The organism is Ottowia thiooxydans DSM 14619, assembly GCF_000422885.1.
Taxonomy (GTDB): domain Bacteria; phylum Pseudomonadota; class Gammaproteobacteria; order Burkholderiales; family Burkholderiaceae_C; genus Ottowia; species Ottowia thiooxydans.
The window spans coordinates 88,658-101,591 of sequence record NZ_AUGX01000014.1; the positions used below are offsets into that span (position 1 = coordinate 88,658).

The 12,934-nt window shown below is 57.1% G+C and carries 14 protein-coding genes; 13 read left to right on the forward strand and 1 reads right to left on the reverse strand.

All coding sequences use genetic code 11. The annotated features are described in order from the left end of the window. The gene (locus G518_RS0113745) at positions 1–636 is read right to left on the reverse strand and encodes a Maf family protein (protein ID WP_036594641.1); all 636 of its coding nucleotides are present in this window, start codon (positions 634–636) and stop codon (positions 1–3) included. A 157-nt stretch (positions 637–793) separates the two neighbouring features. On the opposite strand from G518_RS0113745, the gene G518_RS0113750 reads away from it, so the two are divergent. From G518_RS0113750 to G518_RS0113810, 13 genes are all read left to right on the forward strand, one after another. Beyond that, the gene (locus G518_RS0113750; protein WP_028603040.1) at positions 794–1,348 is read left to right on the forward strand and encodes a YceD family protein; all 555 of its coding nucleotides are present in this window, start codon (positions 794–796) and stop codon (positions 1,346–1,348) included. Positions 1,349–1,594: 246 nt separating this feature from the next. Then, entirely contained in the window at positions 1,595–1,777 is a 183-nt protein-coding gene (gene rpmF, locus G518_RS0113755; RefSeq protein WP_028603041.1) for a 50S ribosomal protein L32, read from the forward strand. A gap of 179 nt (positions 1,778–1,956) precedes the next feature. Further along, complete coding sequence (gene plsX / locus G518_RS0113760) at positions 1,957–3,021, forward strand: phosphate acyltransferase PlsX (protein WP_028603042.1); 1,065 nt, start codon at positions 1,957–1,959, stop codon at positions 3,019–3,021. A 133-nt stretch (positions 3,022–3,154) separates the two neighbouring features. Beyond that, positions 3,155–4,135: a beta-ketoacyl-ACP synthase III gene (locus tag G518_RS0113765; RefSeq protein WP_028603043.1), complete on the forward strand. Its 981-nt coding sequence runs from the start codon at positions 3,155–3,157 to the stop codon at positions 4,133–4,135. 132 nt (positions 4,136–4,267) lie between these two features. Continuing rightward, positions 4,268–5,233, forward strand: a complete 966-nt coding sequence (fabD, locus tag G518_RS0113770) for an ACP S-malonyltransferase (RefSeq protein WP_028603044.1) — start codon at positions 4,268–4,270, stop codon at positions 5,231–5,233. Further along, complete coding sequence (gene fabG / locus G518_RS0113775; protein ID WP_028603045.1) at positions 5,234–5,980, forward strand: 3-oxoacyl-ACP reductase FabG; 747 nt, start codon at positions 5,234–5,236, stop codon at positions 5,978–5,980. Positions 5,981–6,288: 308 nt separating this feature from the next. Further along, the gene (gene acpP, locus G518_RS0113780) at positions 6,289–6,525 is read left to right on the forward strand and encodes an acyl carrier protein (RefSeq protein WP_028603046.1); all 237 of its coding nucleotides are present in this window, start codon (positions 6,289–6,291) and stop codon (positions 6,523–6,525) included. A gap of 20 nt (positions 6,526–6,545) precedes the next feature. Beyond that, positions 6,546–7,790, forward strand: coding sequence for a beta-ketoacyl-ACP synthase II (fabF, locus tag G518_RS0113785; RefSeq protein WP_028603047.1), 1,245 nt, complete (start codon positions 6,546–6,548; stop codon positions 7,788–7,790). A gap of 188 nt (positions 7,791–7,978) precedes the next feature. Continuing rightward, the gene (locus G518_RS39955; RefSeq protein ID WP_156909389.1) at positions 7,979–8,473 is read left to right on the forward strand and encodes a hypothetical protein; all 495 of its coding nucleotides are present in this window, start codon (positions 7,979–7,981) and stop codon (positions 8,471–8,473) included. A gap of 36 nt (positions 8,474–8,509) precedes the next feature. Beyond that, positions 8,510–9,142 carry an RNA polymerase sigma factor RpoE gene (gene rpoE / locus G518_RS0113790; protein WP_028603048.1) on the forward strand — a complete coding sequence of 211 codons (633 nt, stop codon included), beginning with the start codon at positions 8,510–8,512 and terminating at the stop codon, positions 9,140–9,142. A gap of 69 nt (positions 9,143–9,211) precedes the next feature. Beyond that, entirely contained in the window at positions 9,212–9,820 is a 609-nt protein-coding gene (locus G518_RS0113795) for a sigma-E factor negative regulatory protein (RefSeq protein WP_028603049.1), read from the forward strand. Between the two features lie 206 nt (positions 9,821–10,026). After that, the gene (locus G518_RS35135; protein ID WP_051236636.1) at positions 10,027–10,983 is read left to right on the forward strand and encodes a MucB/RseB C-terminal domain-containing protein; all 957 of its coding nucleotides are present in this window, start codon (positions 10,027–10,029) and stop codon (positions 10,981–10,983) included. A gap of 209 nt (positions 10,984–11,192) precedes the next feature. Next, complete coding sequence (locus G518_RS0113810; protein WP_245597971.1) at positions 11,193–12,626, forward strand: DegQ family serine endoprotease; 1,434 nt, start codon at positions 11,193–11,195, stop codon at positions 12,624–12,626. The last annotated feature ends 308 nt before the right edge of the window (positions 12,627–12,934 follow it).

The following is a 12,934-nucleotide window of genomic DNA, read 5'->3' on the forward strand; positions in this document are numbered from 1 at the left end:
TCATGGGAGTGTCCTGCCTGCCGCGCGCAGCAGGCGAGCCGTACGTATCAGTGGCAGCCCCACGAGCGCTGTAGGATCATCGCTCACGATGGCTTCCAGCAGTGCAATGCCCAGGCCTTCGCTTTTGGCGCTGCCGGCACAATCGTAGGGTTCTTCGGCACGCAAATATCGTTCGATTTCAGCGCCGTCGAGCGTGCGAAATTGCACTTCAACAGCGGCCAGATCGCTGCGCTCGAACCCAGTGTCCATGCACACGACTGCCAGAGCGGTCTGGAAGATCACAGTTTGACCGCTCATGCGCCGAAGTTGTTCCACGGCGCGCTCATGCGTTCCGGGCTTGCCTAGAGGTTCGCCATGCAAATCAGCCACTTGGTCTGAGCCGATCACGATCGCGTGCGGGTGGCGCAGTGCCACCTCGCGTGCTTTCGCCAGTGCGAGGCGCTCCGCCAAGGCGCGAGGTGCTTCGCCCGGGTGGGGTGTCTCATCGACGTTTGGTGCAGCGACTTTGAAGTCTTGGCCAAGGCGCTCCAGCAACTCGCGCCGATAGCGCGAAGTGGAGCCCAGAATGAGCGGTCGAACGGTGCTTGGCGGAGTGGTGGGCGTGGAAGTGGAGGGCGTAGAGGAAATCGGTGCCATAGCTTTGATTTTGCGAGAGCGAATTAATGATTTCGGGAGCGGATATCCGCCCATCGGACCCAATTGAAGGGGCTGGATGCCTGGAGGCTGCCGGACTTGCCTGGTTTTTTGCCGGGTGTCGATGCCGGGATCATAAGCACGCTCTTATACTGCTCCGATGAGCAGAACTTTCAGTCCGCAATCGCTTGACGTCGCGGCATTCTCACAAGCTAACGCACAGTTGTCCGGCCGCGATTCGCTGCAGGATTATGAACGCCTGTCAAACGAGTTGCGCGCGCCCGCAACTGAAGTGACCATCGAATGGCGGGTTGAAGGCGAGCACCGGCGCGCGGTCGATGGCGCTACCTATCCGGCCTTGCACTTGCACGCGGCTGCTCTCGTGCCACTGACTTGTCAGTTGTGCATGGGCGAGTTGGCTGAACCTCTAGAGGTGGATCGCCATTTCATCTTTGTTGAAGGCGAAGACGCGGCGGCCACGCTGGACGACGCCTCGGAAGACGACGATGTGCTCACGCTCTCTGCGGAATTCGATTTGCAGGCGCTGATCGAAGACGAGTTGATCATGGCATTGCCCTTGGTGCCGCGTCATGAGGAGTGCCCTGAGGTGCTACCGCGTTCCGTGCAGGATGCAGATTTCGAAACCGCGCTGCAAGACAAGCCCAAACCATTTGCTGCGCTGGCTTCACTCAAGATCGGCACCAAACCGAAATAACGGCGGAGCATGCTGCGGTTTCTGCGGGAATTGACATTAACATTCCGTGCTACTGTCAAAACAAACAGGATACCTAACAAACCTTTGTTTTTTCAGGCTATAATCGCGGGCTTAGTGCGCTAAAGGGGTATTTCTTTAAGCCTTGAGCGCCTTGAAAACCATTTCAACTTGGTCCCTGCTGTTTGAACGTTCGGTTAACGTGCGATCTTATGGTTGGAGCCCGCCTTAGACTTCGAAGGAGCCACCATGGCCGTACAGCAAAACAAAAAATCGCCGTCCAAGCGCGGCATGCATCGTTCGCACAACGCACTTAACGTGCCGGGTACTGCCGTAGAGGCTACTACAGGTGAGTCGCATCTGCGTCACCACATCAGCCCCAATGGTTTTTACCGTGGGCGCCAGGTCATCAAGCCTAAGGCTGAAGCCTGAAGTCGAACTTCTAAGTATGCATAGGAAGTCGGCAGCAACGCTGGCTTGATTTCCTTGCATATACTTGCCGGGCCCGAGTCTACGCTCATACGTAGCGTCGGGCCCTTGCTGTTTTTGGACGGCATTTATCTTATTCAAAGGATCCGGCGCATTGGGGCGCCGAGCTTCATGGGGAATGCATGATCGTTTTGGCAGTTGATTGCATGGGTGGTGACCATGGCCCCAAGGTCACGATGCCGGCTTGCCAGCGATTCCTCGAAAAACATCCCGAAGCCAAGCTTTTGCTGGTTGGTCAGCCTGAAGCGCTGGCGTCATTCAAGCACCCGCGGGCTCAAGTGGTTGCCGCCAGCGAGGTCGTCACCATGGACGACAGCGTTGAAATCGCCTTGCGCAGGAAGAAGGATTCTTCCATGCGCATTGCCGTTCAGCAGGTCAAGGAAAACGCCGCGCAGGCTGCCATTTCAGCCGGCAATACAGGTGCGCTCATGGCTATCGCACGCTATCTTCTCAAGACCCTTGAAGGCATAGAGCGGCCTGCTATTGCCACGCAGATGCCCAATGCGAAAGGTGGGGCCACCACCGTTCTGGATCTCGGCGCCAATGTCGATTGCACTGCCGAGCATCTGCTGCAATTTGCCGTCATGGGTTCCGCGCTTGTCTCTGTGCTCAAGAATGATCCACACCCTAGTGTTGGGTTGCTCAACATTGGCGAAGAGATGATCAAAGGGAGTGATGAGATCAAGCGTGCCGGTGATTTGCTTCGAGCGGCTGGCAAATCCAATGATTTGAATTTCTTCGGAAATGTCGAGGGCAATGACATTTTCAAGGGCACAGTAGATATCGTTGTGTGCGACGGCTTCGTTGGCAACGTCGCTCTGAAAACGAGTGAAGGGCTCGCGGGCATGATCGTGAGCTTTTTGAAAGAAGAGTTTTCGCGCAATATCTTTACGAAAATTGCAGCGATCTTTGCCTATCCTGTTCTTAAATCTCTTCAAAAGAGAATGGATCACCGGCGCTATAACGGCGCGGCTCTGCTTGGCCTGCGTGGTTTGGTCTTCAAGAGTCACGGTTCAGCGGATGCCGTGGCGTTCGAGCAAGCCCTGGAGCGCGCGTATGATGCCGCTAGCCGCCAATTGCTGAGTCGTGTGCAAGCGCGTATCGCTCAAGCGGCTCCTTTGCTGATGGCGTCCACTAATGGTGCGGTTGCCGGTAGCGAGGCGCCGCAGGCCCCCACGGCTGCTTAAACGTGTTTACGTTCTAAGGGCAAAATAGCGTCCCACGCTTGCGTGGTTCGTTGCTTCTGGGACGTATAGCGTGGGCGGCGGACACCGCATAAAAAAGAGGCTGTTTCGCCTCGTTTGAAGACCACAAGTAGACATGACCCGTCGCTATTCCCGTATTACAGGTACCGGCAGTTATTTGCCGCCACGCCGCGTCAGCAACGAAGACTTGGTGACAGAACTGGCGCAACGAGGCATCGAAAGCTCCGATCAATGGATTGTTGAGCGCACCGGAATCAAGGCTCGCCACTTTGTCAATCCTGATATGGCATGCAGCGATCTGGCGGTTCCGGCGGCAAAGGCGGCCATTCAGGCGGCGGGGTTGCAGCCTTCTGATATTGATCTCATCGTAGTGGCCACGTCCACGCCTGACATGGTTTTTCCTGCGACCGCTGCGATCGTGCAACACAAGCTTGGCATTGCTGGCTGCCCGGTATTTGATGTTCAAGCTGTCTGCAGCGGATTTATCTATGCGCTCGCGGTAGCAGACGCCATGATTGCCAACGGTACGGCTAATCGAGCGCTGGTGATTGGCTCAGAGGTCTTTTCGCGTTTACTGGATTTCAACGACCGTACCACCTGCGTGCTGTTTGGTGACGGTGCTGGGGCAGTGGTGCTGGAGGCCAGTACCACGCCAGGGATTTTGGCTACTGATTTGCACGCCGATGGCAAACACGTAGGGATTCTCTGCGTGCCGGGGCATGTGTCTGGCGGCAAGGTGACGGGTAGCCCGTTGCTCACCATGGATGGGCAGGCCGTTTTCAAGCTCGCCGTGGGCGTGCTCGACAAGGCTGCGCGCGCCGTGCTCGCCAAAGCGGGGAAATCGGAGGCGGACATCGATTGGTTGATTCCTCATCAAGCCAATATCCGCATCATGCAGGGCACCGCCAAAAAGCTGCATCTCCCTCCGGAGAAAATGGTGGTCACCGTGCATGAGCACGGGAATACATCGGCGGCATCGATCCCGCTGGCGCTTGATCACGCAGTACGTGCGGGGCAGATCTCCAAAGGCCAGACACTGCTGCTTGAAGGCGTCGGCGGAGGCTTCACCTGGGGTGCTGTCCTCATGGAGTTTTAGTACCCCGTCCCAGGAAACCTGCCGGACACTTGGAGTGCCAAAACGGCACTTCGGCATGTTCCAAGCTCCTGTTCACAGTTCCATCGAGCTATTTTTCGATTCAGAAGATCCGGTAAAAGGATCCTTGCATTCATGAAACCTGTTGCTTTCGTTTTTCCTGGTCAGGGTTCTCAAGCGGTCGGCATGCTCGACGCTTGGGGTGATCATCCTGCGGTGCTGCAAACGCTGGCCGAAGCCTCTGACGCCCTGGGCGAAGATATAGCGGCGCTGATTCACAACGGGCCCAAGGAAGCCTTGGCGCTGACCACCAATACACAGCCGGTCATGCTGGTGGCTGGTGTCGCCGCATGGCGAGCCTGGGTTGCTGAAGGCGGGGACATGCCCGCTGCGCTGGCTGGCCATTCTCTGGGCGAATACTCCGCGCTTGTCGCCGCCGGGGCGATGACGCTCACGCAGGCTGCGCCGCTGGTGCGTTTTCGCGCTGCGGCCATGCAGGAGGCGGTCCCGGTAGGCACAGGTGCCATGGCGGCCATTCTGGGGCTCGATGCCGAGAAGGTCATCCTTGGTTGCGCTGAAGCCACCCTCGCGATGGGCTCGGATGCCGAAATCGTGGAAGCTGTTAACTTCAATGACCCTGCTCAGACCGTTATTGCAGGCAGTAAAGCTGCGGTTGAGAAAGCTTGTGAAGTACTCAAGGGCTTGGGCGCCAGGCGCGCGTTGCCGTTGCCGGTATCCGCTCCGTTTCATTCGACCCTGATGAAGCCTGCAGCCGAAAAACTGCGAGAAAAATTAGCTGAAATCGCTCTGAGCGTTCCGCGCATTCCGGTGGTCAATAACATCGACGTTTCCATCGAGGATGAAGCTGATCGAATCCGCGATGCCTTGTATCGCCAGGCTTTTGGCCCGGTCCGCTGGGTCGAATGTGTCCATAAGATCAAGGCAATGGGGATAGATACACTCGTTGAATTCGGCCCGGGTAAGGTATTGGCCGGAATGACAAAGAGAATCGATGCTGGCATGGAAGGCTTGGCGGTCTACGATCCAGCGTCCCTTGAACAAGCCAAAGTGTTGGTGGCCAACGTGGCCGGGAGAGATTGAATGTCGGTAAGCACTTCAGGCCAGGTCGCTCTGGTGACAGGGGCCTCACGTGGAATAGGCGCAGCCATTGCGCGCGAGCTCGCCGTACGCGGCTTCAAAGTGGTAGGCACAGCCACCACAGATGAAGGCGCCGCTGGAATCAGCGCTGCGCTTGCCGCTCATCCTGGCTGCCGTGGTGCCCGCCTTGATGTGAACGATGCAGCGGCCTGCGAGGCGCTGATTGAGGCCACCGTCAAGGAGCATGGTGAACTGCATGTCCTGGTGAACAATGCCGGCATTACTCGCGACATGCTCGCAATGCGTTTGAAAGACGATGACTGGGATGCCGTACTGGATACCAATCTGAAAGCAGTGTTTCGCACAAGTCGTGCTGTAATACGCCCCATGATGAAACAGCGATATGGCCGCATCATCAACATCACCAGTGTGGTGGGGGCGGCAGGCAATCCTGGTCAGGCGAACTATGCGGCAGCCAAGGCTGGCGTGGCTGGCATGACGCGCGCACTTGCCCGTGAATTGGGAAGCCGTAACATCACGGTCAATTGCGTGGCTCCAGGCTTTATTTCTACTGATATGACGGCAGCCCTTACCGACGAACAGCAAAAAGCCCTTACTGGCCAGATCCCACTAGGTAGACTTGGGCAGCCCGCAGACATCGCACACGCAGTAGCCTATTTGGCGAGCGCGGATGCTGGTTATGTCACAGGGCAGGAGTTGCATGTCAACGGCGGAATGTTCATGGCCTAAGAAGGTATGAACGAATCCCTCATGCCCGCCTTGCCCGTCAAAAACCACCCGCTCCGCGTTGCAAATGCTCGCCATAGCCCAAGCTATGCCTGCGCTTTGCGCCTTGATCGGGCGGCTTTTGACGGTCCTTTCGGACACGCCGGATTCATTCACACCTTCTGAGCCTGAAAACCATACATTCCTAGTCCTCTTCACCCATCAAGCGACTCACATCGAAGTCCCTTTACTTTTTTCTTCCAGCGCTTCGCAGGCAGTAGCTCTGTAAGCGCGGGTAAAATCCTTTTTTTTATAACCCTTAGAGGGAATCCATGAGCGATATCGAAGCACGTGTCAAGAAAATCATCGCCGAACAACTCGGCGTGGAAGAGTCACAAGTCACCAATGAAAAAGCCTTCGTAGCGGATCTGGGTGCCGACTCACTGGACACCGTGGAGTTGGTGATGGCATTGGAAGATGAATTCGGCATCGAAATCCCTGACGAAGACGCAGAGAAGATCACCACTGTGCAAGCGGCGATCGACTACGCCACTTCCAAGAAGGCCTAAGTACTGAGATGAGCTTTCCGATGAACCGGCGCCGCGTTGTCGTCACAGGTCTGGGTTGTGTGAGCCCCGTGGGTAACACAGTGGCTGAGAGCTGGGAAAACTTGCTCGCGGGCCGTTCGGGCATAGATTTCATTACCCAGTTCGATGCCAGTGCGTTCGCGTGCAGGTTCGCTGGCGAAGTCAAGGGATTCAGTGTCACTGATTACATGCCCGAAAAAGAAGCGCGCCATATGGATCGCTTCATTCATCTCGGAATTGCTGCAGCCTCACAGGCGATACGCGATGCCGGGCTTCCCACGGGAGATGCGCTGACGCCAGAATTGGCAGAGCGGATTGGCTGCAATATTGGCTCCGGTATCGGTGGGCTGCCCATGATTGAGGCAACCCATGGGGAACTGGTCAATCGTGGCCCCCGCAGAGTTTCGCCTTTTTTCGTGCCGGCCTCGATCATCAACATGATCTCCGGTCACGTCTCTATTCAGAATGGCTTCAAAGGCCCTAACATCGCCGTCGTCACGGCCTGTACCACAGGCCTGCATGCCATTGGGGTGTCCGCAAGGCTCATCCAATGTGGTGACGCAGATGTCATGGTGGCTGGCGGAGCTGAATCTACTGTGTCACCGTTGGGTGTAGGGGGGTTCGCTGCGGCGAGGGCCTTGTCTACACGCAATGACGACCCTAAAACAGCCTCGCGTCCTTGGGATAAGGACCGCGATGGATTTGTTCTGGGCGAGGGCGGTGGCGTGATGGTGCTCGAAGAATACGAGCATGCCGTCAAACGCGGCGCCAAAATTTATGCGGAGCTGATTGGCTTTGGCATGAGTGGCGACGCCTTTCATATCACCGCACCCGATGTGGACGGCCCCAAGCGCTCCATGCAAGCAGCCTTGCGCGACGCAGGCCTCAACGTGGATGCGGTGGATTACATCAATGCTCACGGCACTTCAACGCCTCTGGGTGATGCCAACGAAACCAATGCCATCAAGGCCGCATTGGGAGATCATGCCAAACGGGTGGTTGTCAATTCCACCAAGAGCATGACCGGACATTTGTTGGGTGGTGCGGGCGGTATCGAAAGCGTGTTCACCGTGCTGGCGGTGCATCACCAGAAGAGCCCACCCACCATCAACATTTTCGAGCAAGATCCCGCGTGTGATCTCGATTACTGTGCCAACACCGCTCGCGACATGAAAATTGACGTGGCGGTCAAGAACAACTTCGGTTTTGGCGGGACTAACGGGTCATTGATATTCAAGCGCGTGTGACCAAACGCCTTCCCGGTAGGCCATCTCCCTGGAGATGGCAGCCAATCGGTTGGGGAACTTTGCTCTATAACGGCTCACTAACACTCGGCCCCGAAGCCGTTGCCTGTAAATAGCACCTTTTCCTTCGGGCCTGAACGTTTGCTTGGGCTTACAGGGGAGGGGAGGCGAAGTTTCCCTATTAATGGAAAATGAACGAAGTTCCTTTAGTGGTTTATCCAGTCGGGCGCACGCGTCAGCTGGGATGGGCGCTGCTGGGGCTTTGGTTCGTGAGTGCCATGGTAGTACTCGCATGGTGGGGCAGCCAAATGTCTGGGCGGCCTTCTTTCGCTTGGCGCCTCAGTCTGTTGCTCGTTGTTTTACTCGTGTCTGGCCTGGGGTTGCTGCTGATTTGGTGCGCCCAGACTCCTCACCGTTTGGTCTTCGACGGAGGACAATGGTGGCTGTATGGGCCAGATATGAAACCGCTACCCAACGAAGAGGGCTGTGTAGCTGTCGTGCTCGATGCCCGGCGGGCAGTGCTTTTGCGTTGGCCGGAGGCAAGGAGTGGGTTCGCAACACGGGCAAAGTGGCTGTGGGCCGAGTCGACAAGTGTCCCTTCGCGTTGGCATCTACTGCGCTGTGCGCTATATTCCCCCGCCAACCGGCCGGTAGCTGAGGCTGTCGGTGGCTCCCCCAAACTCTGATCTTTCAAGCTGCGCTTAGCGCAGGCCAATTCATCCTTGTCCCTACCTTCTGAACCTCCCGTTTCCGCTGCCGACAGCGACGCACGTTTGGTCGAGCGCGCCGCTGCGGGCGATCAGCGGGCGTTTGAACTTCTTGTCATCAAGTACCAACGCCGTATTGAACGCCTTATTGGCCGTATGGTGAGGGATGTAGATCTGGTCCAGGATATTGCGCAAGAGACCTTTATTCGAGCCTGGCGTGCCCTGCATCAATTCCGCGGAGACGCTCAGTTCTACACTTGGCTTTATCGTATAGCGGTCAATACGGCCAAGAAAACGCTGCTGGAAATGAAGCGCGATCCTACTGTGTCCGAGGCAGCTTTACTGTCAGCGGATAACGATGATGAAACTTCCCGCCCACAAAACGAACTAACCTCTGAAGAGACCCCTGAAACGGAGTTGGCAGCACGCGAAATTGCCGCGGCGGTCAATGCGGCGATGGAAGCCTTGCCTGAGGATTTGCGCCAAGCTGTGACTTTGCGCGAGATCGAGGGCTTGAGTTACGAAGAGATTGCGGAAGCTATGAATTGCCCTATTGGTACGGTGCGTTCCCGGATTTTTCGGGCGCGTGAAGCGATTTCCGTGAAGGTCAAGCCTTTACTGAGTAATCAAATGGGCAAACGCTGGTAGTTTTGAGAACGACCAGAAAACATGGCTCACGAGGCGGGAATTGATGCTGAAGTGCTAAAGATGTTCAATATGAAAACGCAAGAACAAACCCAATTGTGCGAACAAGTTTCAGCACTGATGGATGGTCAATTGAGTGGCGCTGAATTCGACGCCGCAGCGCAAAACGCCTCTTTGGGCGAAATGCGTGAGAGTTGGCACGCCTATCATGTCATTGGCGACGTTCTTAGATCGTCCGAGTTGGCTGATTGTCGGCGTGATGCGCTCTTCTTGGAGCGTCTGAGTGGCCGTTTGAAGCTGGAAGCTGCCCTGCCGGCTGCGGTGAAGCCTGTGGCCGTGGAAATACCAATTCCTGTGGTGGTTGAGGAGCGCGTTAGGCGCTCTGCTGCCAACGATGGCGTGTTCCGTTGGAAGCTGGTGGCCGGTTTGGCATCGTTTGCCGCCGTGGCAGCTATCGGTTGGGGCACGCTGGGTAGCTTGGGGCCCCGTGCTGCGGGTCCTCAAATGGCACAGAGCTCGACACCGGGGTTGACTCTGGCTGAAACTGAGGCTCCTGTCATGCTGCGCGATGCACGCTTGGACGAATTACTGTCCGAGCATAGGCAAGCTTCAGGTGCATCTGCCTTGGGCAATGCCTCTGGATTCCTGCGCAACGCCACGTTTGAAGGATCTGGGCGTTGATCGGCACCGAATTGGCGGCGCCCTCGCCGTACCCGCTCGCGTTTGTGAGCCGTAACTCCCGCACTGGATCCTGGTTGCGTGGGTTGTTGCGCACTGCAATTGCTTTTGGGGCTGGCGGTCTAATGAGCCTGGCTTGCGCCCAAACTGGGGGACAGTTTGGGCCCGGGGGAGCCCCTTTCCCCGGAGCTCAGCGTTCGAACTCACCAATGGGCCAGTTCGGTCCTGGTGGGCAGCAATTGGTGGGGCCGCCAGAGCGCACGGTCGCTGAATGGCTGGTGCGCTTGCAACAGGCTTCGCGCGTGCCGTCCTATGCAGGTACGTTTGTTGTTTCGTCATCATCCGGAGCGCTCTCTAGCGCTCGCATCTGGCATATATGCGAAGGCGATACGCAGATTGAACGTGTGGAGTCGCTCACGGGGGTGCCACGCCTGACATACCGACGCAATGATTCGGTAGTCACATTTTTCCCGCAGGCGCGCGTGATGCAAAACGAGCGCCGCGAATCCAATGGAGCGTTCCCCTCACTGCTGAATTCTTCTGAAGAATTCGATACAGCGGAGTACTACAACGCCCGCCAGCATGGGCAGGGAAGGGTGGCAGGCTTTGATGCCGACATCGTGCACCTCGTGCCGCGCGACGACATGCGCTTTGGTTATCGCATCTGGAGTGAAAAAAGCACCGGCCTTGTAGTGAAAATGCAGACCCTCGGCAGCGACGGTCGTGTGCTTGAGCAAGTGGCGTTTTCGGAACTGCAGCTCGAGGCCCCTGTGCGTATAGACAAACTCAAGCAGATGATGGCCCAAACAGACGGCTATCGACTTGAGAAGTCAGACAAGGTTAAAACGACTGCGGCTGCCGAAGGATGGCAGTTGAAGTCACCTGTCGCGGGATTTCGTGGTCAGAATTGTTACCGTAAACCACCGTCGTCTTCCTCGCAGATGGTGCAGTGGATCTTCTCGGACGGTCTGGCTACGGTGTCACTTTTCATGGAGCCCTTTAGTCGCGAGCGACACGTACGTGAAGGCCAATCCTCCATGGGTGCCACACATACGCTGACAAAGCGCTTGGTCGATAAGGCTGGAGACTGGTGGGTGACCGCGGTGGGCGAAGTGCCAACGATAACGCTCAAGGCCTTTACTGATAGTCTGGAGCGAAAGAATTAGAAGACTGCCCAGGTCTTGGAGCGCCAACAGCGCCAATGGGCCAATGCAGTTCATCTACGTGCGTTTTTTGCGTGTCTGCGTGGGTTGGTTGGATTGGCCCGCTGCGCGTTTTGATATTCATGTGAAGTGAGCATCCTGATATGGTGAATCTGAAATTCAAGAAACTGGCCTTGGCTGCGTGGATTGCTCCGTTGCTGGCGGCAGCCGGAATGGTGGGCTTCTCAGGCTCGGTCTGGGCTCAGGCCCCGCAGCCTCCAGTGGCCACATCGGTTCGCGGATTGCCTGATTTCACTGACCTGGTGGAGCAGGTCGGGCCTGCGGTGGTGAACATCCGAACCATGGAACGCGTACGCGCCGGATCCGATGGTGCGGGTGGGCCCATGGACGAGGAAATGCAGGAGTTCTTCAAGCGCTTCTTCGGTATCCCCATGCCAAATGTGCCTACGCCAAGGCAACCGCAACGCCCAAATCGCCCTCAGCCTGAGCAGGAGCAACCGCGCGGAGTCGGCTCCGGGTTCATCCTGTCCAATGATGGCTACGTCATGACCAACGCGCATGTGGTGGATGGCGCGGATGAAGTCATTGTCACGCTACCTGACAAGCGCGAATTCAAAGCGAAGATCGTGGGCGTTGATAAGCGCACGGATGTCGCGGTGGTCAAGATCGATGCCACTGGCCTGCCATCCGTGAAAATTGGCGATGTAAACCGCTTGCGAGTGGGTGAATGGGTGGTTGCCATCGGTTCTCCCTTCGGGTTGGAAAACTCCGTGACCGCAGGGATCGTGAGTGCCAAACAGCGAGATACTGGTGATTACCTGCCGTTGATCCAGACCGACGTAGCCGTGAATCCAGGCAATTCGGGCGGGCCTCTGCTCAACATGCGCGGCGAGGTGGTGGGCATTAATAGCCAGATCTATTCGCGCTCGGGTGGCTACATGGGCATCTCCTTTGCCATCCCCATCGACGAAGCCATGCGTGTGAGCGAGCAATTGCGCGCAAGCGGCAAGGTGACGCGTGGCCGTATTGGCGTGCGGATCGACCAGGTCACGAAAGAGGTTGCCGAATCCATTGGTTTGGGCAAACCGCAGGGCGCGTTGGTACGCAGTGTTGAAGCAGGTTCGCCTGCGGAAAAAGCTGGCGTCGAGGCGGGCGACATCATCACCCGGTTCGAGGGCAAGCAGATTGAGAAAGCTTCAGACTTGCCGCGCCAGGTCGGTAACGTCAAGCCAGGTACTCGTGGCACGATCACGGTATTCCGGCGCGGGGCCAGCCGCGATTTGTCGATTACCGTGGCGGAGATGGAGGCAGAAAAGAGCACTCTCCGTACACCGGAGCGCAGCAGTGATACGCCTAAGTCACCGGCGTCCGTGCAGGCGCTTGGCCTGACGGTGACCGCACTCACTGATGCTCAACGCAAGGATCTGAAAGTCAAGCGGGGCGTGCGTGTTGAATCTGCCGTTGAAAACGCTGCCCGTGCGGGCTTGCGCGAGGGCGATGTGATTCTTTCGGTAGGAAATACTGAGGTCAATTCCGTGAAGGAGTTCGAGGCGGCAGCAGCCAAGGTTGATCGCGCCAAGCCCATTACTGTGCTGATTTTGCGCGGAGACCTGGTGCAATACGTGATTGTCAAACCTTCCCGCTGATGGGCCAGCCACGTTTGGCTGCCCTTGGGACCTCGATACGTTCTACCCCGGTGCATGAAATGCCAAACGTTGAGTGGCTGCCCCGCCTGCTCTACAAAAGGGCTACCGGGGAGGGACCTGGGGAGGCGCTTTCCCAGCAAGGGGTCAGGCGCCCGGGCGAGTCGGGTCAGGGGTTGATCTCAGCGTTTTGCGTTCTGTGACAGCTTGAAAAAGCCCCAGCCCGCAGTCGGGATTGGGGCTTTTTTGCGACGCTCTTTTTTGAGCGATGAGATTCAGGAGGCTTCGGCCGCCAATTGTTTCAACAGGTT

Coding starts and splice junctions, on each gene's coding strand:
- G518_RS0113745 (WP_036594641.1), bottom strand. CDS start 636: ATGGCACCGATTTCCTCTACGCCCTCCACTTCCACGCCCACCACTCCG.
- G518_RS0113750 (WP_028603040.1), top strand. CDS start 794: ATGAGCAGAACTTTCAGTCCGCAATCGCTTGACGTCGCGGCATTCTCA.
- rpmF (WP_028603041.1), top strand. CDS start 1,595: ATGGCCGTACAGCAAAACAAAAAATCGCCGTCCAAGCGCGGCATGCAT.
- plsX (WP_028603042.1), top strand. CDS start 1,957: ATGATCGTTTTGGCAGTTGATTGCATGGGTGGTGACCATGGCCCCAAG.
- G518_RS0113765 (WP_028603043.1), top strand. CDS start 3,155: ATGACCCGTCGCTATTCCCGTATTACAGGTACCGGCAGTTATTTGCCG.
- fabD (WP_028603044.1), top strand. CDS start 4,268: ATGAAACCTGTTGCTTTCGTTTTTCCTGGTCAGGGTTCTCAAGCGGTC.
- fabG (WP_028603045.1), top strand. CDS start 5,234: ATGTCGGTAAGCACTTCAGGCCAGGTCGCTCTGGTGACAGGGGCCTCA.
- acpP (WP_028603046.1), top strand. CDS start 6,289: ATGAGCGATATCGAAGCACGTGTCAAGAAAATCATCGCCGAACAACTC.
- fabF (WP_028603047.1), top strand. CDS start 6,546: ATGAACCGGCGCCGCGTTGTCGTCACAGGTCTGGGTTGTGTGAGCCCC.
- G518_RS39955 (WP_156909389.1), top strand. CDS start 7,979: ATGAACGAAGTTCCTTTAGTGGTTTATCCAGTCGGGCGCACGCGTCAG.
- G518_RS0113795 (WP_028603049.1), top strand. CDS start 9,212: ATGAAAACGCAAGAACAAACCCAATTGTGCGAACAAGTTTCAGCACTG.
- G518_RS35135 (WP_051236636.1), top strand. CDS start 10,027: ATGGGCCAGTTCGGTCCTGGTGGGCAGCAATTGGTGGGGCCGCCAGAG.
- G518_RS0113810 (WP_245597971.1), top strand. CDS start 11,193: ATGGTGGGCTTCTCAGGCTCGGTCTGGGCTCAGGCCCCGCAGCCTCCA.